The organism is Anaerosinus sp. (assembly GCF_965318445.1).
Genome location: NZ_CBDNNH010000018.1, coordinates 398,058 through 420,875 on the forward strand (window position 1 = coordinate 398,058; position 22,818 = coordinate 420,875).

18 protein-coding genes and 1 riboswitch are annotated in these 22,818 nt (G+C 37.1%); of the genes, 4 read left to right on the forward strand and 14 right to left on the reverse strand.

Annotation, left to right across the window (positions count from 1 at the left end; genetic code table 11):
• Positions 1-49: 49 nt before the first annotated feature.
• The 12 genes from ACWZFG_RS10100 to ACWZFG_RS10155 all read right to left on the reverse strand — a co-directional run bounded on the left by ACWZFG_RS10100 (position 50) and on the right by ACWZFG_RS10155 (position 12,808).
• Entirely contained in the window at positions 50-1,186 is a 1,137-nt protein-coding gene (locus ACWZFG_RS10100; protein WP_177503568.1) for a type III PLP-dependent enzyme, read from the reverse strand.
• Positions 1,187-1,454: 268 nt separating this feature from the next.
• Positions 1,455-2,435, reverse strand: a complete 981-nt coding sequence (locus tag ACWZFG_RS10105; protein ID WP_177503566.1) for an asparaginase — start codon at positions 2,433-2,435, stop codon at positions 1,455-1,457.
• 6 nt (positions 2,436-2,441) lie between these two features.
• The gene (locus ACWZFG_RS10110) at positions 2,442-3,680 is read right to left on the reverse strand and encodes a hypothetical protein (RefSeq protein ID WP_177503563.1); all 1,239 of its coding nucleotides are present in this window, start codon (positions 3,678-3,680) and stop codon (positions 2,442-2,444) included.
• A gap of 118 nt (positions 3,681-3,798) precedes the next feature.
• Positions 3,799-5,058, reverse strand: a complete 1,260-nt coding sequence (locus ACWZFG_RS10115) for a hypothetical protein (protein ID WP_418626602.1) — start codon at positions 5,056-5,058, stop codon at positions 3,799-3,801.
• Positions 5,059-5,280: 222 nt separating this feature from the next.
• On the reverse strand, positions 5,281-5,949 hold the full coding sequence (locus ACWZFG_RS10120; protein ID WP_177503561.1) for a GntR family transcriptional regulator: 669 nt from the start codon (positions 5,947-5,949) through the stop codon (positions 5,281-5,283).
• Positions 5,950-6,264: 315 nt separating this feature from the next.
• Positions 6,265-6,543, reverse strand: a complete 279-nt coding sequence (locus ACWZFG_RS10125; protein WP_455577576.1) for a hypothetical protein — start codon at positions 6,541-6,543, stop codon at positions 6,265-6,267.
• A gap of 131 nt (positions 6,544-6,674) precedes the next feature.
• The gene (locus ACWZFG_RS10130) at positions 6,675-7,493 is read right to left on the reverse strand and encodes a MetQ/NlpA family ABC transporter substrate-binding protein (RefSeq protein WP_177503557.1); all 819 of its coding nucleotides are present in this window, start codon (positions 7,491-7,493) and stop codon (positions 6,675-6,677) included.
• Between the two features lie 63 nt (positions 7,494-7,556).
• The gene (locus tag ACWZFG_RS10135) at positions 7,557-8,210 is read right to left on the reverse strand and encodes a methionine ABC transporter permease (protein WP_147667243.1); all 654 of its coding nucleotides are present in this window, start codon (positions 8,208-8,210) and stop codon (positions 7,557-7,559) included.
• Positions 8,179-9,237: a methionine ABC transporter ATP-binding protein gene (locus tag ACWZFG_RS10140; RefSeq protein ID WP_455577577.1), complete on the reverse strand. Its 1,059-nt coding sequence runs from the start codon at positions 9,235-9,237 to the stop codon at positions 8,179-8,181. The genes ACWZFG_RS10135 and ACWZFG_RS10140 overlap by 32 nt, the downstream gene beginning before the upstream one ends.
• A 23-nt stretch (positions 9,238-9,260) precedes the next feature.
• Positions 9,261-10,085 carry a MetQ/NlpA family ABC transporter substrate-binding protein gene (locus ACWZFG_RS10145; protein ID WP_177503553.1) on the reverse strand — a complete coding sequence of 275 codons (825 nt, stop codon included), beginning with the start codon at positions 10,083-10,085 and terminating at the stop codon, positions 9,261-9,263.
• Positions 10,086-10,171: 86 nt separating this feature from the next.
• A riboswitch (SAM riboswitch) is annotated at positions 10,172-10,274 on the reverse strand.
• A 217-nt stretch (positions 10,275-10,491) separates the two neighbouring features.
• Positions 10,492-11,634 carry a glycerate kinase gene (locus ACWZFG_RS10150; RefSeq protein ID WP_455577578.1) on the reverse strand — a complete coding sequence of 381 codons (1,143 nt, stop codon included), beginning with the start codon at positions 11,632-11,634 and terminating at the stop codon, positions 10,492-10,494.
• Positions 11,635-11,650: 16 nt separating this feature from the next.
• Positions 11,651-12,808, reverse strand: coding sequence for a D-alanyl-D-alanine carboxypeptidase family protein (locus tag ACWZFG_RS10155; RefSeq protein ID WP_177503549.1), 1,158 nt, complete (start codon positions 12,806-12,808; stop codon positions 11,651-11,653).
• Between the two features lie 524 nt (positions 12,809-13,332).
• Between ACWZFG_RS10155 and ACWZFG_RS10160 the strand changes: the two genes are divergently transcribed.
• From ACWZFG_RS10160 to ACWZFG_RS10170, 3 genes are all read left to right on the forward strand, one after another.
• A complete protein-coding gene (locus ACWZFG_RS10160; RefSeq protein WP_455577579.1) occupies positions 13,333-15,468 on the forward strand; it encodes a BglG family transcription antiterminator in 2,136 nt (711 codons plus the stop codon).
• Positions 15,469-15,470: 2 nt separating this feature from the next.
• Positions 15,471-17,339: a PTS mannitol transporter subunit IICBA gene (locus ACWZFG_RS10165; RefSeq protein ID WP_455577580.1), complete on the forward strand. Its 1,869-nt coding sequence runs from the start codon at positions 15,471-15,473 to the stop codon at positions 17,337-17,339.
• Positions 17,340-17,551: 212 nt separating this feature from the next.
• On the forward strand, positions 17,552-18,805 hold the full coding sequence (locus tag ACWZFG_RS10170) for a zinc-binding dehydrogenase (protein WP_177503544.1): 1,254 nt from the start codon (positions 17,552-17,554) through the stop codon (positions 18,803-18,805).
• 82 nt (positions 18,806-18,887) lie between these two features.
• Here the strand turns inward: ACWZFG_RS10170 and ACWZFG_RS10175 are convergent, their stop codons facing one another.
• Entirely contained in the window at positions 18,888-19,523 is a 636-nt protein-coding gene (locus ACWZFG_RS10175) for a flavin reductase (protein WP_177503542.1), read from the reverse strand.
• A 139-nt stretch (positions 19,524-19,662) separates the two neighbouring features.
• Here ACWZFG_RS10175 and ACWZFG_RS10180 point away from each other — a divergent pair, with 139 nt between their 5' ends.
• The gene (locus tag ACWZFG_RS10180; protein ID WP_177503540.1) at positions 19,663-20,613 is read left to right on the forward strand and encodes a DMT family transporter; all 951 of its coding nucleotides are present in this window, start codon (positions 19,663-19,665) and stop codon (positions 20,611-20,613) included.
• A gap of 35 nt (positions 20,614-20,648) precedes the next feature.
• Here the strand turns inward: ACWZFG_RS10180 and ACWZFG_RS10185 are convergent, their stop codons facing one another.
• Positions 20,649-22,754: a transporter substrate-binding domain-containing diguanylate cyclase gene (locus ACWZFG_RS10185; RefSeq protein WP_455577581.1), complete on the reverse strand. Its 2,106-nt coding sequence runs from the start codon at positions 22,752-22,754 to the stop codon at positions 20,649-20,651.
• Positions 22,755-22,818 lie beyond the last annotated feature (64 nt).

Sequence of the window (22,818 nt, forward strand, 5' to 3'; positions counted from 1 at the left end):
TATAACAAATAAGTTATCCACTTATTTATCATAGACTTTTCAACTAACTTTACTTTATTTTATTTTTAACATCTTCCCAAATTATCATTGGAGTTTTTGCAAATCCATTAAATTCTGTAGCAGATGCCGAAGTATATGCCCCACAATTTGCAGTTAACAACAAGTCTCCTATTTCTAGTTTAGGCATCATTCTATCCCTATATAACACATCCAATGAATCGCAGCTTGGGCCAGCTACTGTAGACGGATATAATTCACCTTCTTTAAAGGGCTCTAGTTCATATTCCCAATGATCAAAAATCACACCAGAAAAACTACCATAAAGACCATCATCAAGGAAATACCATTTCTGATGATTACGCTCCTGCGTTCCAATCACACTAGTAATTAAGTTGACCGCTGTGCCACAAATAAAACGACCAGGTTCAGCCCATATTTCCGTATCTGGAAATAATTCTTCCAAAGCTATATTTATATCTTCCGCTATTTTAGCAAGGTCTATATTTGCATCTAATGTTGGAATTGGAAGGCCTCCACCAATGTCTAGAATTCTAAGCTTAAAACCTTCCTTTTGTGCATTATCAAATAAATTTCTCACAATATGAAGTGCCTCTATATGCGCTTCTGCAGTTGGTGATTGACTTCCAACATGGAAGCAAAGTCCTCCAACATCAAGACCTTGATCGCGCGCTATCCTCAATAAACGCGGCACATCTTCCACCGCGGCTCCAAATTTTTTATTTAAATCGACTAATGCTTTCGGATTATCTACTCTGACACGTAAAAGCACCGTTCCTCCTGGAACTGCCTTTGCCATCTTATAGATTTCACTTTCACTGTCAAACGTAAATTTATTCACTCCCGTACGATTCGCTACTGCAAGCCCTTTTGGCGTCTTATAAGGATTCGCATATACCATACGGTTCGCACCAATACCTAATCTAGTTAATTGCAACATTTCTCCATCAGATGCAACATCAAAATAAGACCCTAATTCAGCAGCCTTCTTGACGATATCATCATTTGGATTTGCCTTTACCGCATAAAAAACTTTTACTCGAGGCAAATATTTAGCCAAAAATCGATAATTATACTCAATCTGCTCTAAAGATATTACCAATAATGGAGTTGTATACTCCGTTGCCAATTGGTGCATGGCATTTTTAGTTAGTCGAAAACTGTTCATATCCCTCTCCCATCTCTAATTAAAATTTAAAATAAAATTGTAAAATACAACGATACTATTATTTCACCTTTCCACGGAAAATCCTGCTAATATTTTATTATTTTAAACCTTTTTACCAAAAATTATCTTTAGCCAGCGGGCAAAGAAAATATACCATCATAAATATAGTAATAAACACTCAAATTTCTGGTAGTCTAGAGCTATTTTTATGAAAAAGAGGTATCGCACTAATTTTTAGCGCGATACCTCTTTAGGAACCAATATTTTATTAGTTGTCAAAATATCTTGCCAACTCTTTCATATCATTTGTTATACCTAAAACAACCATTAGCTTTAGACGTGCTTTTTGACCAGTTAACTCTCCAGCTAAAATAACACCCGAGTCTTTAAATGATTTTACACCACCATCATAACCATAAGTATCTAGTACTCTACCACTATAAACTCTCGTTGCAAGAACAACAGGAATCCCACTGTCAATTGCTGCAATGATACCAGCCTTTACTGCTGGATTAACATTCCCTCTGCCCAGTCCTTCGACAACTATACCTTTTACTTTTTTTTCAATCAAGCAACGGAAGAAAAAGTCATCTAACCCTGCAACAACCTTAATAAGATATACATCATCTATAATTTCTTTCGTATGTATTTTCTGCAGCGTAAGCGATTTTCGACGAACAATCACCTTATCAGTATCTACATAACCAACGGGTCCCCAAAAAGGAGAGGCAAATGTTTTTGTATTTGCAGAATGCGTCTTAGTAACTTCTACTGCCGCATGAATTTCTTCATTCATTACTACTACAACACCAGCATCAACAAGCTTCGGGCAAATTGCAGCTTTAACTGCGCAAAGAATATTTTTAGGTCCATCCGGGCTTGATTCTGCTGAACTCCGCATCGCAGCAGTCAGGCAAACCGGTTTATTTGTTTCTACGGTTAAATCTAACATATATGCCGTTTCTTCTAGGGTATCTGTTCCATGTGTAATAACGATTCCAGCAACATCTTCTCGCATAGCAAGCTCATCTACAAGATGCGCCAATTTAAACATTAATTGCGGATTCATATGCGGACTTGGTATATTAGAGAATTCTACTACTTCAACCAAGCATAAGCCAGCCAATTCAGGAATGGCTTCTATAAGCTCAGGACCCGTAACCGCGGGACATAATCCTTTTTTCACAGGATCATAGCGCATAGCGATTGTCCCGCCTGTAGTTATAATAATAACTTTTTTGTCATGCATTTTATTTCACCCTTTCAATAAGACCAAGGATTCTAACGTGCCTTTATCAACAGATTGATTCACTTGTGTTAGTGCATGTGGCAATACTTGATACAATTCTTGGACAGATTTTTTCACAATTTTAACAAAATGATTTACATCTTCTTCCGTAGCAAATGGAACAATGTATTTATCGTAGTAAGAACGAGGAACAATATAACTAAAAACAGCACTAGTTGCAGGCAGCATTCCTATTCCACCAACAATATCATAAAGTTTGTCACTCATAAAGCTAATACCCCCACCATCTTGACTAACTAGCACACTAAGTTCAGCTAGAATATTAACTTTATTTTGGGAAAATTCCGCAGTTTTTAATTGCTCAGCTAAAGCAATAACCTTTTCGCTGAATGCAATCGTATGATTGGTTAAAGCCCCCACTTCCCTTTGTAGAGAAGTTTCATTAATTTCTATTGGCAATAAAGAAGTTTGAGCAGCACGATAGATACAATCAGCAACAACGCAATTGTCTATTCCAGAAGCTTGACGAACTAAAAAAGTCGGACAATCTAATTTATCAGACATAGCTGGCCAATATACCTTTCCCTCAACAACAATCGTTGGCAATCTAATCATGCCTAACTTTTCCATTATTTCTTTTTTGACTCCTACGGCAATATTCCCTTCCATATCCTCATTCGGGCCAATACCACCAATAGAAGCATTCACTGTGCCAATCACTGATACAGGTATTCCATTTATATCTAAAACAGCCCCTGCGATTCGCCCACAAGAACCTATTAAATCTTCATACCCACTAATAAAATGATCCGGATAGTTTTTGACAAAGCTATCTAAAGCAGCATTAGCTATAGCGGTTTGAACTGCAACAGGAACTTCATGAATTCCTTGCCCATAGATTCTTCCGAATGTTTCCAAAACTAAAGTATGAGTATTGATTGCTTGTTTTCCAACCAATGTTTTTACAAGTTCGGCTTCATGAATCGTTATTCCACGCCGAGCAGTCGCTCTGCCAATACCGCCTGATTCTGTTTCAACCTCAACGTAATTGTGACTTCCCGTAACACTACGAACATCCTTGATCTTTAAAGATAAATGAGTAGCTTCTTGAAAAAGGGTTAACACCGTCGCCAACCCGACAGAATCATCTTGAATAAACTGCTTATGGCTATGACAATGTCCACATCCAACATGGCCAGCAACACCTATAATACCTGTTCTCTCATTACTTAAATTTATTTGCAATAAACTCACCACCTTATATAAAGTAAGACTTGATTCAAGTACAGTCTTAACGCTCTTTGAATCAAGTCACTCTTAACTCCAACTTATAGAAGCTGAGAATATTCTCTAAGATTAATTATTAGATAAATAAAGTAATGACAAATAAAACTGTTAACCCAAATAGCATCGCTGGACGTTGGAATCTATTTGCAGCCTTTAACTCTGAACCTGGAACTACTGGTATAACAGTTGATAAAGCTGCTACAGGTCCTCCAGTCAAGAAGTATTGCATAATAGCTGCACCACCAGCTGCCGCACATGCCGCGGCTAACGGATCTGCACCAGTTGCAAGTACAACTTGTAAAAACGGTACTACGATTGCGGCAGATGCACCATTTGATTGCGTAAAGAAACCTGTTAATGCTGATACCAATAACATTACTTGAATTGGTGCGACTGAAACAATCGGACCAAGAACATCAGAAATTACACTTACTAAACCAATTTTATTCATAACCCCAGACATAAATAAGAAGCCGATTGTTGCGATTAAAGGAGTTGCTATTTTAGTAACCCCTTGTAGCATTGCAGCTTCACCTTCATTCAAGGATAGCTTAGCTAAAACTAATACTAAAATTGCTGCGACTGCTCCCATTAAGAACACAGGATAACCTAAAACAAACCCTGTACACAAAACTAAAAACGGAACAATTGCCGTTAAAAAGGACGTTGAAGAATTCGAAGAAGTAACTGCATCAATTTCAGAAAGTTGCTCTTTGGTTAATTTAAAACCTGTACTTTTTAATTCGCGATGTAAACGGAAAAAACTGAATGCAATAATTGATAACCCTACGATTGCACCAACAACATTAATAGCACCAAAACCAATGGCTGCTGTTGCCACTACTGCAACTTGAGTTGGATGTGTAAAACCGGCAAAATTACCAAAGTGACCAGCATGCGCTTGTAACCCAGCCACCTTACTCGGATTAAGACCTAATTTAATCGCAGCTGGGCCAGTAATAACTGCAGTTATCGCTGGTTGAGTAAAACCAGTCAAAGCACCAATTACAGCAGCAGCAAAGGTTCCTGCAGCAGCAATCCCAGGTGCACCGCCAAGGTTTGTACCAACTTGCATTATTTTACGGATTACAATATCAAGAAATCCCGACTTTTCCATTATTCCAATAAATAACAATACCCCTGCCATATCAGCAATTACTGGATTCAATCCACCATTGATAAGCTTTAAAACAGTAACATCCGATCCGCCAGACAACGGAAATCCTGCAGCTATAGCAGCGATAGAAGATCCTACAATAGCAGTTAAATAAATCGGTGTGCGGCCAGAAACCATTAGCAATAATGTTAATAACATAAGAATCTGTGAAATTGTCATAACTCATTCTCCTAACATGATATATTGGGGATCCATATAAAAAGCTACAGCTTTCTATATCTTCACTACCTTGTTTTTAGTAGTGAATGCAATGACAGCCGCCTTTGCAATAAATTTTTAATCTTAGATTATCCACCCCCCTTAATAAAAATTCGCAACAAATATATTAAAAACATGTAAAATGCAACATGTGGCATACCACAAAAAGCAAAAAAATAGCATCTAAGTATTTTTATCCATTAAAAAATGGTGAATACTCGTATAAGCTTTTTCAAGATGACTAGCAACTGCCTTTTCTGCACTTAAAACATCTTTTTTTAATACGGCATCAATAATATCAATATGCTCTTTTGCTGCATCAATATAGCGATTATCATTTTTAATCGTTCGTATGATATACATTCCCATGATATCCATAAAACTATTGATTGTATTTATTAGCCGAGAGTTTTTGGATATTGCACTTATAGACATATGAAAATTCATATCGGCTTCCGTAAAGTTTTCTGGATGTATTCCAGCACACAATTGTAATTGACTTTCACTAATTTTTCTTAATTGATCTAACTCATTCTTTGTTATATTTTTTATCGCTAATTTGATAGCATATGGCTCTAAGGCCAATCTCATCTCATAAACTTCTCTAATATCATCAATGGTAATTTCTTTAACCCTTGTACCTTTACAAGGTTCCGTTACTACCCAACCTTCATTTTCCAACAACTGTAATGCTTCCCGTATCGGTGTCCGGCTGATGCCTAAATCATTTGCTAAAGAACGTTCATTCAAAATATCATTTGCTGTAATAATGTTATTTAAAATAGCACTCTTAATTTCATTATAAGCTTTTTCTTTGTATGAGATTACTTTTGGAATGCGATTAAGTTTCATTTAAGACTCCTTGTAAAAACGATAATCAGTTAGCAAAACTGGCAACTGACACGTGGTATACCATATATTAATTTTATTCTACATAAATATAAATTATCCTACTATTATTTAATAAATAACCATTAATGTATACAATATACTTTAATTTGATTTGAAATATATAAACCTGTAGGAGTCGTTACTATAACTATGTCAATTATTCTTCAAATAAAGCCGGATTAAAAATAGTCTACATCAATTATTTAATAATATAGAGAGGTCGTTTTATTATCGTAAGGATAATAAAACGACCTCTCTATATATAAACTACAATAATTAATATTGATAATAAGCACGCGGATAACAAAGATGTCGCGGTGGACATTTATGATGATGATACCACCCAATATACCTACCTGGATAGCATCCTCCTTGCAATGCCCCAACTCTAGGATAACAATATCCTCTTGGTTGAGGTCTACACATATTTTCTTGTCGATTTTGCCAGTCTGGCTCTCTCTTCATCTCAGTTTGATTTGTTCGTGTATCTTCTACTTCTGGTTTTTGCCATTTTGCCGGCCTTAGCTTTCTCTCTTCCTCAGACACCAACTCCACCTCGTTTCAACGTAATAATATTACCCTATCTTATGCAAAGCATAACTATAATGCTTTCTTTTTTTGCAAAAATTAAGGGGTGGCCAAAATAAAACTTTGGTCACCCCTATTCCTCATCTATTTCTTATGATTTAGAATGCAGGCAATATAGCCCCTTTATATTTTTCATTGATAAATTTTTTCACTTCTTCGGATTTTAAAGCAGCTGCTAGTTTTTGAATTTCTGGACGATTTTCATCCCCAGCACGTGCTACTAAAATATTTACATAAGGAGAATCATTTTGTTCAATAAATAATGCGTCTTTTGCCGGTACAAGGTTTGCTTCAAGTGCATAATTTGTATTGATTACAGCAAGATCCAAATCATCAAGTGAACGAGGCAATTGCGCTGCTTCAAGTTCATTGATTTTTAAGTTTTTCGGATTTGCCGTGATATCTGGTACAGTTGCATGAATGCCAACGCCATCTTTTAATGTAATTAAACCTGCATTAGCAAGTAGTGCTAATGCACGACCGCCATTTGTAGGGTCATTTGGAATGCCTACTTTAGCACCATCTTTTGTATCTGCAATATTTTTAATATTTTTTGAATAAATGCCCATTGGCTCAAGATGAACACCAGCAACATTTACTAATTTTAAATTGCGTTCCGCGCAGAATTTTTCAAGATAAGGTGTATGTTGGAAGAAGTTTGCATCTAATTCCTTATCAGAAACAGCTAAGTTTGGTTGTACATAATCGCTAAACTCAACGATTTCTAATTTAATGCCTTCCTTTTCTAAGATAGGTTTTACCACCTCAAGAATTTCCGCATGCGGAACCGCTGTCGCGCCAACTTTTAATACCTTGTTGTCCGCCGCTTTATCTGCTGCAGGTGCATTTGTGCCACAGCCTGCTACAGCCATAACAACCATAAGTAACGAAACCAAAAGTAATGTGATTTTTTTCATTCTATATGTCCCCTCCATTTTAATTCTATATCTTAACAGCAAAACTGCTGTGGATACCAAAACTTAACGTTTATTTAATTTATTTGCCACATAATCCCCAATAGATTGTACCAACTGTACTTGAATAATCAAAATAATAACTGTAGTTAACATCACGTCTCCACGGAACCGTTGATAGCCGTAACGAATTGCTAAATCTCCGAGTCCGCCGCCGCCGATTGCACCAGCCATCGCAGAATAGTTAATCAAGTTAATCACGGTAATCGTAATTCCCGAAACAATAGATGGCATTGCCTCCGGAATCATCACCCGCGTAATAATTTGATAAGGTGTTGCCCCCATTGATTGCGCCGCTTCAATCAATCCATGTTCAACCTCTTTTAATGAAGTTTCAATAATACGACCCACAAACGGAATTGCCGCCAACGTAAGCGGAACCATAGCCGCCTCCGTACCAATAGAAGTACCTACAATGATTCTAGTCAATGGAATAATTGCAACCATTAAAATAATGAATGGCGTTGACCGCGCAGCATTTACCACTGCACCTAAAATTCGATTAAAGGATAAATTCTCTAAAATATGCCCCTTATCTGTAGTAACGAGAATAACCCCTAACGGAATTCCAATCAATGCGGAAATAAGCGAGGATACACAGACCATGTACGTCGTTTCCCATAACCCTTTAGCTAATAGCATTATCATGTCCTGCGACATAGCCAATCACCTCAATTCCTAAGTTTCTTTCCTGTAAATAATTCAATGATTTTTGTATCTCTTCATCTTCACCTGTAATCTCAAGAACCAAAGTGCCATATGGTGTACTCTTGATATGATCAACATTTCCATAAATAATATTTGTATCTACGGCAAAGCGACGAATTAAGCTGGATATTACCGGTTCTTCCGCCGAATTTCCGATAAAGGATAAGCGAACTAATAAACTACTATTTGGAATTGGGATTTGCGATATCTTAGCATCTTTAAATGCCTCTGGAATATCACGACTGATAATGACACTGATAAACTCTTTCGTAATCGGTTGCTGTGGATTCGTAAATACATCCAGCACTGTCCCTTGCTCACAAATCACACCATTTTCTATCACAGCTACATTATCACAAATTTCTTTAATTACCTGCATTTCATGGGTAATTAAAACTACAGTTAATTGCAATTTTTGATTAATATCACGGATTAATTCCAAAATAGATTTCGTCGTTTGTGGATCAAGCGCAGAAGTTGCTTCATCGCATAAAAGCACCTTCGGATCACTTGCCAAAGCTCTCGCAATCCCTACTCTTTGCTTCTGACCACCACTTAGTTGCGCAGGATATTGATCTTTTTTATCTGCAAGTCCTACCAATTCTAACAAAGGTAAAACCTTTTTTGCTATCTCCGATTTTTTTGTTCCGATTAATGTTAATGGAAACGCTACATTTTCATAGACAGTAGCTGAAGAAAGCAGATTAAAATGCTGAAAAATCATGCCGATACTTTTTCTCGCTTTTCTAAGCTGACTATCTGACATCGCTGTCAAATCTTCGCCATCAACAATGACCTTTCCTTTTGTCGGACGTTCTAACATGTTAATACACCGAATTAATGTACTTTTTCCTGCACCGCTAAGTCCAATAACACCATAAATTTCCCCGCGCTTAATATGAAGATTAATGCCTTTTAATGCGTGAACTGGGCCCGATGCTCCATCATAAATCTTTTCTATATTCGATAGCTGAATCAACTTTTTTCACTCCTTTAATCTATTTACCAAGTTGCAATTCCCGAACCAGCAAAATGGTCATTGACAAATTGTTTTACTTCTTCTGAATGATAAGCCTTCACAAATTTTTGATAAGCTATATTCTCTTTATCCGCTGACCGAACGACTAAAATATTCGCATAGGGTGAAGCTGCATCTTCTAAAAACAATGCATCTTTCGTTGGTACTAACCCTGCGGAAACTGCATAATTCGTATTGATCACTGCAAGGCTGACATCACTTAACGATAATGGAATCTGCGCCGCTTCTAATTCCTTGACTACAAGATGTTTCGGATTTTCCACAATATCCGCTGCCGTCGCACTAAGTCCAGCATTTTCTTTTAACTTGATCAGACCCGCTTTTTCTAAAATGTTTAACGCTCTGCCACCGTTACTAGGATCATTAGGTATCGCGATTACACCATTTTCCGGAACTTGCTGAATCGCCGTCAAATTTTTGGAATATACCCCCATTGGGAACAAAATTGTTTTTGCCAAAGTTTCGATTTTGTAGCCACGGTCTTTCACCTGTGCATCAAGAAATGGCTGATGCTGATAACTATTCACATCAATCTCCCCTTGATTTAATGCGACGTTCGGTTGAATATAATCACTAAACTCAATAATTTCAATAGTTAAACCCTCTTTCGCCGCTACTTTTTGTACAACCTCCATAACCTCTGCATGAGGTCCAGGCGTTACCCCAACCTTTATTGATGTTTTTTCCGCCGAAGGATCTGCATTTTTATCGGAAGTACAACCCGAGATTAGCGTCATACTCAAAACTGCCACCATAGCCAAAATCAACCCTACCCACTTTTTTCTCATTTAAAATCCCCCCTAAAATTATTTCCAGTCAAACAAAAAGGCTCTTTTCCGTGAGGAAAAGAGCCTATCATTCATACACTACTTTTCTCTCATCTCCAGGAAATATACTCCTGCTGGATTTGGCACCACTGCATTTCTGCCGGTTGCCGGGTTTCATCGGGCCAGTCCCTCGACCTCTCTTGATAAGAGCTTCTCATTTAATTATGGTTTAGATAATATCACTAACAAATTCTCTTGTCAATAAAAAATCGTATACTTGTAACAATTACCGTTTAAAAATAAATTTTAATGCCTCTTTACTCGCCCTAAAACTTTATTATTGAAATATTTTACATCATCAATATATTTACTCATTATAAAACACTCAATTAAGTAATCTTTCTATCTACCGATTATTTTTCTATTTTCACTTTAATTCTCGCCCTATTTTTATCAATCTCGCCACTCGTTCAGCGGCAAGCGTGAGGAGCACTTCGGCATTTTTCATACAATCTTCTAACTGCATTGGTTGGTGTGGGATTGCTTGTACACCATCAATGCCGCCCTTAAAAATTTCTTCATACCCTTTGCCCAATGCGCCGGAGATACAGACAACAGGAATATGATACGCTTTCGCAATCTCAGCAATTCCAATTGGTGCCTTTCCACATAAGGTTTGCTTGTCTGTACGGCCTTCCCCCGTAATGACTAAATCAGCCTCTTTGATTTTTTCCGCAAAATTGAGCGTTTCCATAACAAGCGAAATTCCGCGTTTCATCCTTGCCCCAGTAAACCACAAAAGTCCTGCTCCAAGTCCTCCTGCCGCCCCCGCACCATCGCTATTCCGAAAATCTTTCCCCGTGACCCTTGTCATAATATCTGCATAATGGCCTAATGCGCAATCAAGATTTCGCACATCATCAGTTGTTGCACCTTTTTGCGGTCCATATACTGCTGATGCACCATTTTCACCACATAACGGATTTGCAACATCGCAAGCGACAACTACTTCCACCTGCTCGATTCTTCTATCGAATTTGCTTAAATCAACATTTGCCAAAGAAGTTAATGCTGCTCCACCAAACGCTATACTTTCTCCATTTTCGTCTAAGAATTTAGCCCCTAAAGCCTGTGCCATTCCTGAGCCGCCATCATTCGTCGCACTGCCGCCAATGGCAACAATAATCTTATGTAAATTTTTTTCAAGCGCCGCCCTCATCAATTGTCCCGTTCCGTAGGTCGTCGCTTTATTGATATCACATTTTGCCGCTTCAACCAATGTCAACCCTGAGGCCTCTGCCATTTCAATGATTGCGGTCTTGCCATCCCCTAAGATGCCCCATCTTGCCTCCACCGTTCCACCAATTGGCGACATAACTTTTGTTTTTTCAATGCTTCCGCCAGTCGCATAAACAAGCGTATCAAGCGTTCCCTCACCACCATCCGCAATCGGCATTTTTATGAAATCCGCAGCGGGAAAAATTCTCTTCATTCCACATTCTATCGCTTTGACCGCCGCAATCGCTGACAAACTCCCCTTAAACGAATCCGGTGCAATGATAATTTTCACATTTCCACCCCCTTATTTATTCCATAGCACTTCTTGCCCATTGAATTACATCATAAAAAAGCCCTGCTACCTTCGCAAAAATATTGAATCCTGCTTCAACATCTTCTTCAGCCAGCAAATCTATTTGCCTTACAACTTCTTCGCCATAAAGTACATTTATCTTTCCAACAGCTTGTCCCTTTCGCACAGGTGCCCTAACTGTCGGTACTTCAAGTTGCAATGCATAACGATTTCTATCACCGTTAGATACCGCAATCTTGATATCTTCATTAGGACTTGCTTTTACGCGATAAGAAATTCCATCATCTACACGCACAAAAGTGCTTGAGCCTTCTTTTGTCACCATTGTTTCCATTGTTACTTTTTCAAAGCCATAATCTAATAACGCCGCGGCCTCATACCAGCGATAATCCTGCGCGCAGTGCAAAACTACAGCAATAAGATTTACACCATCTCGCTCGGCAGAAGCAACAAGACACTCCCCTGCTGCCTCCGTATAGCCTGTTTTCATTCCATTAATCCCCTGATAATTTCCCAATAGTAAATTTGTATTTTCAAATAGAACGGGGGCTTGGTATTCTCGCCACGAAAAAGATTTATACTGCGTTTTGATAATCTCTCTAAACATAGGATTTTTATATGCATACGCTCCAATTCGTGCCAAATCATGTGCAGTTGTATAATGATTGGGATCTGGTAACCCGCAAGAATTTGCAAAATGCGTATGAAACGCCCCCAAGCGTTGTGCTTTTTCATTCATTAGCGCAGCGAAATTCTCAACTAAGCCAGAGATATGTTCCGCCACCGCAATGGATGCATCATTGCCGGATAACATCATAATGCCGTACAACGCATCTATCATCGGCAGTTGATCCCCAGTCGCTAATTGCATTGAAGAGCCTTCTGTCCCAGCAGCATTCTCGCTTACCATAATTACATCATTTAAATTACTTTTTTCTAATGCAAGAATCGTCGTCATAATTTTTGTCGTACTTGCCGGATACATTTTTTTCTCAGCATTTTTTTCATAAATAACTTTCCCCGTGTCTGCTTCTATTAAAATAACAGCCTGTGCTGTCAGCTTTTCAAGATCCGGCGACGCGAACCCAACCGATATTTTTATTAACATAAATAAACTTATAAGACATAGATATACGACTCTACGTAGAATCAACAATAATTCCTCCCCGAATGATACCATGACAATAGCACAAACCTTGATACAGATGGCATTTTAGCTCCCTCTGAATCTTCATCCCTAAATAAACCCTTATAGGTGCTTACGTATCATTTTATTCTTTTCTCCTTTTATTTAACCAAACACTGATAACATAGGTTTTAACTTTTTACGAATTTTTAAACAGGTGCATTTTACATTCAAATTCTTGAGCATTGTTCTCCTACTGTTAATTATGTTTTTTATTGGTCCATTTTTATACAGTTTCTTTAAGTTGCTCCATTACCTATCTAATGAAAGACTTTATATAAAAATTCATTATATCTTACTATTACACAGACTAAATTCTTATCCTCCTACTTTATTTTCATCAATAAATTGAAATCTTTAATTTTGTCCATAATAAATATGGACTTGTCATGATTTCTTTTGATTGAGTTTGACCGACTTTGAATGTATAATAAAATTAATCTTAAGATAAAGCCAACTCATACTATCGGATAAACAGAGGAGGCATTGTAATGAACAGCGCAAAGCTCAATCCGCGGATTAAGGAAATTCTTCTTCAATTAGCTAAAGCTGCAACTCCAATTACGCTTTCTGAAATAGCTGAAAATTTAGAAGTCAGTGCTAAAACTATTCGCCGTGATTTGCCATATGTTGAAAAAATATTATGCGAATATGGATTTAACTTAGACAAAAAAACCGGCGTCGGGATTCAGCTACTCGCTTCTTCGGCGGAAAAAAATCAGCTTATCCAATTATTTCAGGAACAGACGACTCAGCGAATCTATACCCCCACTCAGCGTCAAATTGCAATTGCAGGTCAACTTTTATCAGATCAAGAACCAATGAAGTTATTTAAGTTAACAAAGCAGCTCAACGTCACGGAAAGCACAATCAGCAACGATTTAGATAAGCTCGAACCTTGGTTTGCTAAACATCATTTATCTTTCATCAGAAAACCGGGTCTAGGCATCTATCTCCAAGGCGACGAACAGGACATTCGTAAAGCAATTATTCACTATATTTATGAAAACATTGACGAAACAGCTTTGCTTAGTATATTACGTGATAATTTTTCAAAAGCTAAAGAGAATCATGCATCCATTGCAATAGATGCGAGTCGGCAATTACTCAATCTAGTTGAACCCAGCGTTATCATAAAGCTAACAAACCTCTTAAAAGATACGGAAGAGTTTATGTCTAAAAAGCTTTCAGACAATGCCTATATCGGCTTAACTGTACACCTAGCTTTGGCAATTAAACGAATGCAAACCTATGGTTCAATTACCATGACACAATCACACCTTACTGAGCTACAACAAGAAGCCGAATATCGCATTGCGCAAAAAATTGCCATCCAAATTAACAATGTATTTCACCTAACTGTTCCTGAAGCTGAAATTGGTTACATTACCATGCACCTTTTAGGTGCACGCAACCAATATTTTTCTGCTGAAAATAGAGACAAAACGATTGACAACTTTAAACTAGTTCAACTTGCAACACAAATGATCAAAATCGCTGAGCAAGAAATAAAGCTTCCATTAATAAAAAACGAAAAATTACTCATTGGCTTAGTTAATCATCTCGGACCATCCATTCGTCGCTTGCAAATGAATATGGAAATAAGAAATCCTTTATTAAAAGATATGAAAGAGCATTATCCGGAATTAATGTGGATAAGTAAAAAATGCGCGAAAACTTTAGAAGATAAGCTAGATCTCATTATGCCTGAGGCGGAAATTGCATATATTGCAATGCATCTAGGAGCAGCAATTGAAAGCCAACATAAAGTGTTTAAACCAATTTACAAGATAGCGATTGCGTGTCCTTCTGGCATGGGATCTTCTCGCTTATTAGCTACACGAATTGAAAGAGAATATGAAACTCTCAAAATCACCAATATTATTTCTGCAATTCGCATAGATGAAACCGAATTACGCAAAGCAAGTGTTGACTTCGTCATCTCTACGATTCCAATAACAAATTGCCCCCTACCTGTCATAGTGGTAAATTCGTTGCTCCTCGATGTCGATAGACTTGCGATTGAGAATCAAATAAATTTACTAAATGCTTCACACCAAACTTTATCAAAAATGACCGAGCAAAATTATACTTTTTCTGAAAAGCTCACTATGTTAACAGACTATGGACAAGCGATTCTCGAATTGCTAAACAATTTTTTTCTTACTGTTGATGCTAGCGCAAATTCATTAGAAACAGTGATCATAAATATCAGTAAATTCCTGAAATCTAACGTTTCCGAACAAAAGCTACTAGAAAAAGCGTTTTTAGCAAGAGAACGTTATGGCACTACGTTCATCTCTGATTCTCCAATTATTTTATTGCACTGTCGAAATGATAGTATCACACAATTATGTTTCGGAGTAATTCAATTAGCAAATCAAATCACTGTAGATGACGGAAATAATGAGATGAAAGTTGTGAAAACGATAGTTGTCATGCTGGCACCTGAGGAAGTCAGCAAAACAAAATTGGAAATAATGAGCTACCTCGCTAAAATGCTTCTTGAACGATTTGGGTTGCTTGATTTATTGCAAAGCGGAACCCAAGAGCGCATTCGTTTAGAAGTCAGTAATATGTTGGAAGAGTTTTATAAAGAGAAAAATACAACATTCATGGAGGGATAAGCATGCAAGAAAGCATTCAAAAATTTGGTCGTGCTCTCAGTGGTATGGTTATGCCAAACATTGGCGCTTTTATCGCTTGGGGCATCATTACGGCTTTATTCATTCCTACGGGATGGTATCCAAACGAAAAATTAGCCTCGCTCGTTGATCCAATGGTAACTTATTTATTACCACTGCTAATTGGTTATACTGGCGGTAGAGCTGTAGCTGGTGCAAGGGGTGGTGTACTTGGTGCAATCGCAACCAGCGGCGTCATCGTCGGCGCTGGAATCCCAATGTTTATCGGTGCAATGATTATGGGACCTCTCGGCGGTTATATTATCAAAAAATTTGATGAATCCATCGATGGCAAAATCCCATCCGGTTTTGAAATGCTCATTAACAATTTTTCTGCCGGCATTATTGGTGCCATTCTTGCTTTATTAGCTTATATTGCAATTGGGCCAATTGTTCTACTTTTAAATAATTTTTTGCGCGCTGGTGTAGAAACAATTGTAACTGCTGGTATTTTACCCGTTGCATCTATATTCATCGAACCAGCTAAAATTCTATTCTTAAATAATGCAATCAATCATGGTGTCTTAGGTCCAATTGGTATTCAAGAAGCACAAACAACCGGAAAATCCATCTTCTTTTTACTTGAATCAAATCCTGGGCCTGGACTTGGTATTTTACTTGCCTACTGGATGTTTGCTAAAGGAACTGCTAAAGATTCTGCCCCTGGCGCAACAATCATCCATTTTCTCGGTGGTATTCATGAAATCTATTTTCCTTATGTTTTAATGAATCCACTTTTAGTTTTAGCCGTAATCGCTGGCGGAATGAGCGGTGTAGCCGTCTTTTCACTACTCGGAGCAGGGCTGGTTGCCACACCTTCTCCTGGTAGTATCTTCGCATTACTTGCAATGACGCCAAAAGGACTTCATCTTGCTGTACTCGCTGGCATCCTGACTTCTACAATCGTCTCCTTCCTCGTTGCTTCCGTTTTCGTAAAACGTGCAGCTGGAAGAATGGATGATAGTGAATTATCAAAAGCACAAGAAACGCTGAGAGATTTAAAAGGAACTCCAAACACTTCTGTTTCCAAAACAGCAATTGCAGGCAACGACTTGAAGAAAATCGTTTATGCTTGTGATGCTGGTATGGGCTCTAGTGCAATGGGTGCGAGTACATTAAGAAATAAATTTAAAAAAGCTGGTTTTAATGTGAGTGTTACCAACTGTGCAATCGAAGCAATTCCTGCTGATGCTCAAGTTGTCGTTACACATGAAAAACTTGCGGAACGCGCAGTGAAAGCATCCCCACAAGCTGAGCATATCTTCGTAAAAGATTTTCTCCAAAACAATGTATTTGAAATTTTATCCGAACGTTTAGCAAATGTCAAAACAGCACCTATTCTTGAAACAGAAATACCGAAAAATCAACCTGATTCAAGCAGTATGCTTAAAAGAGAGAATATTAAATTAAACTGCCCTTCTACCGATAAGGAAACTGCGATTCGCGAAGCTGGAAAGCTACTTTTCAAAAGCGGGTATGTCGAAGAAGATTATATTGAAGCAATGATTGCACGTGAAAATGATATTACTACCTATATCGGTAAAGGTATCGCAATTCCTCACGGTGTATCAAGTGCTAAAGAGAAAATTAAAAAATCTGGTATTGTCGTTCTGCAATATCCAGACGGTGTACAGTTTGGTGATGATACCGCCTACCTCGTTATTGGTATTGCTGGGCTTGGCAATGAGCATTTAAATATTCTGGCAAATATCGCAACTGCAATTGAATCCGATGAAGATGGCGGTGAAGATATTGTAGCAAAGCTTCGCAAAACAGACAAAATAGAAGATATTTATCATATCTTTACCATGTAAAATAAAGTAGACTTAATTCAGGTGGAGTTTTTACTCCATCTGAACCCTGCCAACAACCTTATCCAGGGGCGTAGCTGCTCGCCTGTGCCCTGTGTGGGTGTAACTCTCACTTATAAAAGTTGAGAGTCTTAAAGCAAATTAGCCATTAAATAAATATTTTGAACAGCTAACTATAGTATTTAAAATGAAAACTTGATAAAGGAGCAAAAAAAATGAAAACAAAAGCAGTCCGTTTATACGGAAAAAAAGATTTACGATTAGAAGAATTTGAACTTCCAGAAATACAAAACGATGAAATATTGGTCGATATTATAACTGACAGCGTTTGTATGTCAACTTATAAAGCCGCCTGTTTAGGTGAAGATCATAAGCGCGTACCTTCAGACATCTCTTCGCACCCAATTATCGTTGGACATGAAATGGCAGGAACGATTCTTCAAGTCGGACAAAAATGGCAAGGCAAATTCAAAGCCGGTGAAAAATATGCATTGCAACCGGCACTAAATTATAAGGGAAGTATGGATTCTCCTGGATATTCATATCGCTATTGCGGAGGTACAGCAACACATGCCATCCTTCCGCACGAAGTTATGGAAGTTGGCTGCCTATTAAAATACAGCGGTGAATCCTTCTATGAAGCTTCTCTTGCTGAACCAATGTCTTGTATTATCGGCGCTTTTCATGCAAACTTCCATACAAAAATGGGGAGTTATGAACACCTTATGGGCATCGTTGAGGGCGGAAAATTAGCGCTTATCGCGGCGGCTGGTCCAATGGGACTTGGTGCAATTGATTATGCACTTCACTGTGATCGCCGTCCTGGTTTTATCGTCGTAACCGACGTCAATGAATCAAGACTTGCCCGCGCTGAACAAATTTTCGCTGAAAAAGCGAAAAAATCCGGCATCGAACTTCACTTCGTCAATACAGCCAAAGTGGAAGATCCCGTTTCCTATCTTCGTAAATTAAGCGGCGATACAGGATTTGATGATGTATTCGCCTTTGCCCCTGTAAAAGCAGTAGTCGAACAAGCAGATCAAATTTTAGGACGCGATGGTTGTTTAAACTTCTTCGCAGGCCCAACAGATACCAAATTCTCTGCTGAATGCAATTTCTATAACGTACACTACGCCTCCACGCATACAATTGGAACAACTGGTGGGAATACAGATGATATGATTGAATCCCTTCGTTTAACTGAAGAAGGAAAAATCAATCCCGCAGTTATGGTAACACATATTGGCGGTATTGATCATGCCGCCGAAGCGGTGCTTACACTACCTGATAAACCAGCTGGGAAAAAATTAATTTATACCGGAATTAATCTTCCACTTGTTGCGATTGAGGATTTTGCTGAATTAGGTAAAACAAATCCCCTTTTTGCAAAACTTAATGAAATAACAAAGAAAACCAATGGTCTTTGGAATGTAGAAGCCGAAAAATATCTCCTTGCTAATGCAAAATAGACTTCAACAAAAATCCCTATCATTTTGTAAAAAATGATAGGGATTTTTATATGAGGTAAAACTCCACCCAAATGAATCCACTTTATTGCTCTTTAAAATGGGATTTACTTTGCTTGCAAACTGGGCAAACAAAATCTGCTGGTGCATCGTGAATATCACCTTCATAGACATATCCACAAACATCACAGACATATTTATCTTTTATCGTTTCTTCTACTTCAGCTTGATACGTAGGCGCATTCTTCGGTGCTTTTCCTTTTATAACTTCATGATAATATTTATAAGTCATCGGATCAACATTTACACCTTTCATCGTATTCGTAACACGCCCAAGAATAATAAAATGCGTTTCAGTTTCCGTCATGGATATCACTTCCGCCCCAATATATCCACAAGCATTCTCTTTTACTATTGGCATACCATCCAAATACATATATTCTAAGCCATCAAATTTGTCCACTTCGCACCCTGAGCAAAAGCCAAGTCTCGCGATTGTATTCTGGCTTGTCCGCTCTGATAAAATAGATATACTAAATTTCCCACACTCTTTAATTGCTTTATAAGTAAAATTATCTTTATTCATACTCACAGCAATAATTGGATTTTCACTTGTAATCTGTACAACAGTATTAACAATACACCCTGTCGGACGCTCCTCATCTAACGTTCCGACTGCATACATTCCATAAGAAAGTTTCCATAAAACTGACATATCCATAAAAAAGCCTCCTCTATTTCAAAAAAAATAATTATTATTAATTAATAGCCTATCATCAAATTAAAGGTATTCGGCATTTGCTAGCGAATTCCTTTTTTTCATAGCCAAATTTAAACATATAACGATATGGAGAAACTACATGATTTCTAAGGATACCAAAATACCAGACACCAAATTAAAATGCATTGCTAACTTGATTATGCTCCTTATTGTATTGATATGGGGCAGTTCATTTATCAGTATAAAGATAGCCGTTCATGAAATCCCACCGATTACACTCGCTTTTATTCGCTTTTTTATCACTTCAATTATCCTCTACTGTGGCTTAAAAATTAACGCACCACAAACAAAGATATCCAAATCGGATTACTTCCCCCTAGCAATTGCAGGATTTGTTGGCATCACCATCTATTTCTGTTTTGAAAATACTGCGCTTAGTTTAACAAGTGCATCCAATGCTTCTTTAGTTTCTTGCCTGACTCCAATTATGGCGATTGCACTTAACGTAATCTTTTTCAAAGCACGTTTATCAGGATTAGAATTTATCGGGTCTGCCGTCGGTTTAATCGGAGCCTATCTTGCAATTACCGCTAACGGAGATTTATCTTTAGATTCAAATAATTTTAAAGGGAATATGCTTATGATCGGTGCAATGTTTTCTTGGGCAGTTTTCACTCTACTCAGTAGAAAAATACAACATAAATATAGCAGCCTTTGCATTGTAACTTACCAAACTATTTTTGCTACAATTACACTATTACCGCTCGCCTGCTTTGAATATCAAAAATGGCAACCTTTCTCCCCCCTTGCATTAGCGCAAGTTATTTTTCTTGCTGTTTTTTGTTCTGCACTAGGAAATTATCTTTACGTTTACGCGCTAAAAATCCTTGACGTTACGATTACAACGATTTATCTGAACCTCGTTCCAATCGTTGGCGTTATTGCAGGTTCACTGATTCTGGGCGAAACAGTTTTACCTATTCAATTATTAGGCGGCAGTATTATTATTAGCGCAATTCTAATAATTAATTTAGAAAGAACATTTAATCTTTGGCAAAATCAGCTGATTACGAAAAAAACCAAACTTTAAAATATTTTAAAGTTTGGTTTTTCTTCTTAAGCTTTTTAAAAACTATACGTATTCCGCCCCTGTTGTTTTGCATAATACAAAGCTTTATCTGCTGACTTATATAAAGTATCAAAATTATAGCCACTTTCAGGGAACTTTGCAATTCCAATACTACAAGTTAACTTACATGATTTACTATTTTGTATATTACGAAAAGCTCTGTTTAACCGCATCGCTTCTTTTGCAATATCTTCTTCTTTCTCAATAACATTGAGGAATACGACAAATTCATCTCCTCCTAATCTGCCAAAAATTCCTCTTCCTTCAAATTGCTCCTTCAAACATTTCGATACCAATTGAATAATTTCATCGCCAAAAGGATGCCCATACGTATCATTCAACGCCTTAAAATGGTCAATATCAATAATAAATAACACCCTATGATAAGATATTCCACTATGAAGCAACTTATTTATCTCTTTTTTTATTCCGTCACGATTATACATATCACTTAACCCATCAGTTTCCGCCAATCTTTGCAATTTTATCACTTTACGATTTTTGGCTAAAATAATTATAATTAAAATTGCAATAACTCCAAATAATACACCAGCAATCACTTGATAATAATACTGCAAAAAAAAGTTTTGCAATGAATCTTGTTTTATCCTTGTATTTCCCAATATGATAGTATCAATATCAGCAAAACTAATGCGAGCGATACTCTTATTAAGAATACGCGGTAATATAGTTCCATTTTCACGATTCACCGCTAAACAAAGCAGCAACTTTTCATCAGTCAAAATCTTCTTTTCAAAGTTCTTTATCTGCCCGCGAGTCCGCATAATATCTTCCATCATATATAAATTCTGCAAAGCAAAGTCAGCTTCTCCGCTTTCAACTCTGCTAACAGAATCATCATAACTTCTTGACCGTATAATATCCACCTCAGGATAAAGTCTTTCAATATAATAAATTAAATCAATCCGATCTTCTGGAATAGCAATAGTCGCATGCATTTTTAATGGTCTATCATCTATAGAAAGCAGCGTTTGAAAAATATGCATATAAGGTTTTGTTAATGACGCTTGGTACTTCTCAACTAGGGCAATATTGTTCGGAAACTGACTAGCTATATTGATTTCTTCTTTTTTTAGTCCTTCTAATAAATCTATATATCCTTTATAGCCCACATATTCAAACTTAATTCCACTATATTCCGAAATCAAATCCATGATATCTATCATTATCCCTTTAGGCTTTTTATCCTTTTTATCAAAATACTCCATTGGATAATCATTAACAACATAACCTACTTTAAGGATAGGATGTTCCCTAATATATGCCCTCTCCTCTTTCGTATAGACATGCATCTTTGTATCAATTTTCCCGTAATACTTAGCAAATAGCTCCTTATCATAATCAGGATTTTCTTTTTTTATTTCAGCGAGAGCAAAATTAAGCTTATCCAAAACGTGTTTATTCCCTTTTGTCGTAATAAAATAGGACTTGACTGGTTCAAAACTCATTAATAACTTCTCTGTTTTTAAATTTCTAAGATTATCCGAAACAAAAGCATCAATTCTACCTTCATTTAACGCAGTCACTATATCCTGCTGACTGCCAAAATAAATATTTTTTGTATTAATATTCCTTGCTTTGCAAAAATTTTCAAATACACGATTGTCATCACTGCCTGCCATAAAACCAACAATTAATCCATCTAGTTTTTCAACTTCGCCATATTCAAAATTTTCATTGTCCTGTCTCACATAAATCCCTGTAGCGCTCATACCAATTTCAAAATTTGGATAATCAAAAATTCGTGCTCTTTCCTCTGTATATTGTGCTGCACCTAATATATCAATTTCACCTTTTTCTAACATAGCTAATTGTTCTTGCCATGTTCCTGGAACATATTCATATTTCCAGTTGGTAAACTCTGCAATTTTTTGTAAATATTCATATCCATAACCATCTTTTTGATCTATACCATAAATATCGTTATATCCATCAAATAAAAAATATCCAACGCGTATTGATTCTTTTTCCTCCTCAGTATAGCCATTGATTGGCTGAACGAGTATCATTAATGATAAAAACAATATAATAATTTTTATTACTCTGCATATTCTAATGATATCACCACCTTTTGCTATCATTATATTATAAAAGCCGACAAAAGTCATAAGAATATAGCATCCTAGAACGCTTTTGAAAAAATTG

Bases quoted from the DNA above. Each gene is read 5' to 3' on its own strand.
- ACWZFG_RS10100 (WP_177503568.1), bottom strand. From the start codon at position 1,186: ATGAACAGTTTTCGACTAACTAAAAATGCCATGCACCAATTGGCAACG.
- ACWZFG_RS10105 (WP_177503566.1), bottom strand. From the start codon at position 2,435: ATGCATGACAAAAAAGTTATTATTATAACTACAGGCGGGACAATCGCT.
- ACWZFG_RS10115 (WP_418626602.1), bottom strand. From the start codon at position 5,058: ATGACAATTTCACAGATTCTTATGTTATTAACATTATTGCTAATGGTT.
- ACWZFG_RS10120 (WP_177503561.1), bottom strand. From the start codon at position 5,949: ATGAAACTTAATCGCATTCCAAAAGTAATCTCATACAAAGAAAAAGCT.
- ACWZFG_RS10130 (WP_177503557.1), bottom strand. From the start codon at position 7,493: ATGAAAAAAATCACATTACTTTTGGTTTCGTTACTTATGGTTGTTATG.
- ACWZFG_RS10135 (WP_147667243.1), bottom strand. From the start codon at position 8,210: ATGTCGCAGGACATGATAATGCTATTAGCTAAAGGGTTATGGGAAACG.
- ACWZFG_RS10145 (WP_177503553.1), bottom strand. From the start codon at position 10,085: ATGAGAAAAAAGTGGGTAGGGTTGATTTTGGCTATGGTGGCAGTTTTG.
- ACWZFG_RS10160 (WP_455577579.1), top strand. From the start codon at position 13,333: ATGAACAGCGCAAAGCTCAATCCGCGGATTAAGGAAATTCTTCTTCAA.
- ACWZFG_RS10165 (WP_455577580.1), top strand. From the start codon at position 15,471: ATGCAAGAAAGCATTCAAAAATTTGGTCGTGCTCTCAGTGGTATGGTT.
- ACWZFG_RS10170 (WP_177503544.1), top strand. From the start codon at position 17,552: ATGAAAACAAAAGCAGTCCGTTTATACGGAAAAAAAGATTTACGATTA.
- ACWZFG_RS10175 (WP_177503542.1), bottom strand. From the start codon at position 19,523: ATGGATATGTCAGTTTTATGGAAACTTTCTTATGGAATGTATGCAGTC.
- ACWZFG_RS10180 (WP_177503540.1), top strand. From the start codon at position 19,663: ATGATTTCTAAGGATACCAAAATACCAGACACCAAATTAAAATGCATT.
- ACWZFG_RS10185 (WP_455577581.1), bottom strand. From the start codon at position 22,754: ATGATAGCAAAAGGTGGTGATATCATTAGAATATGCAGAGTAATAAAA.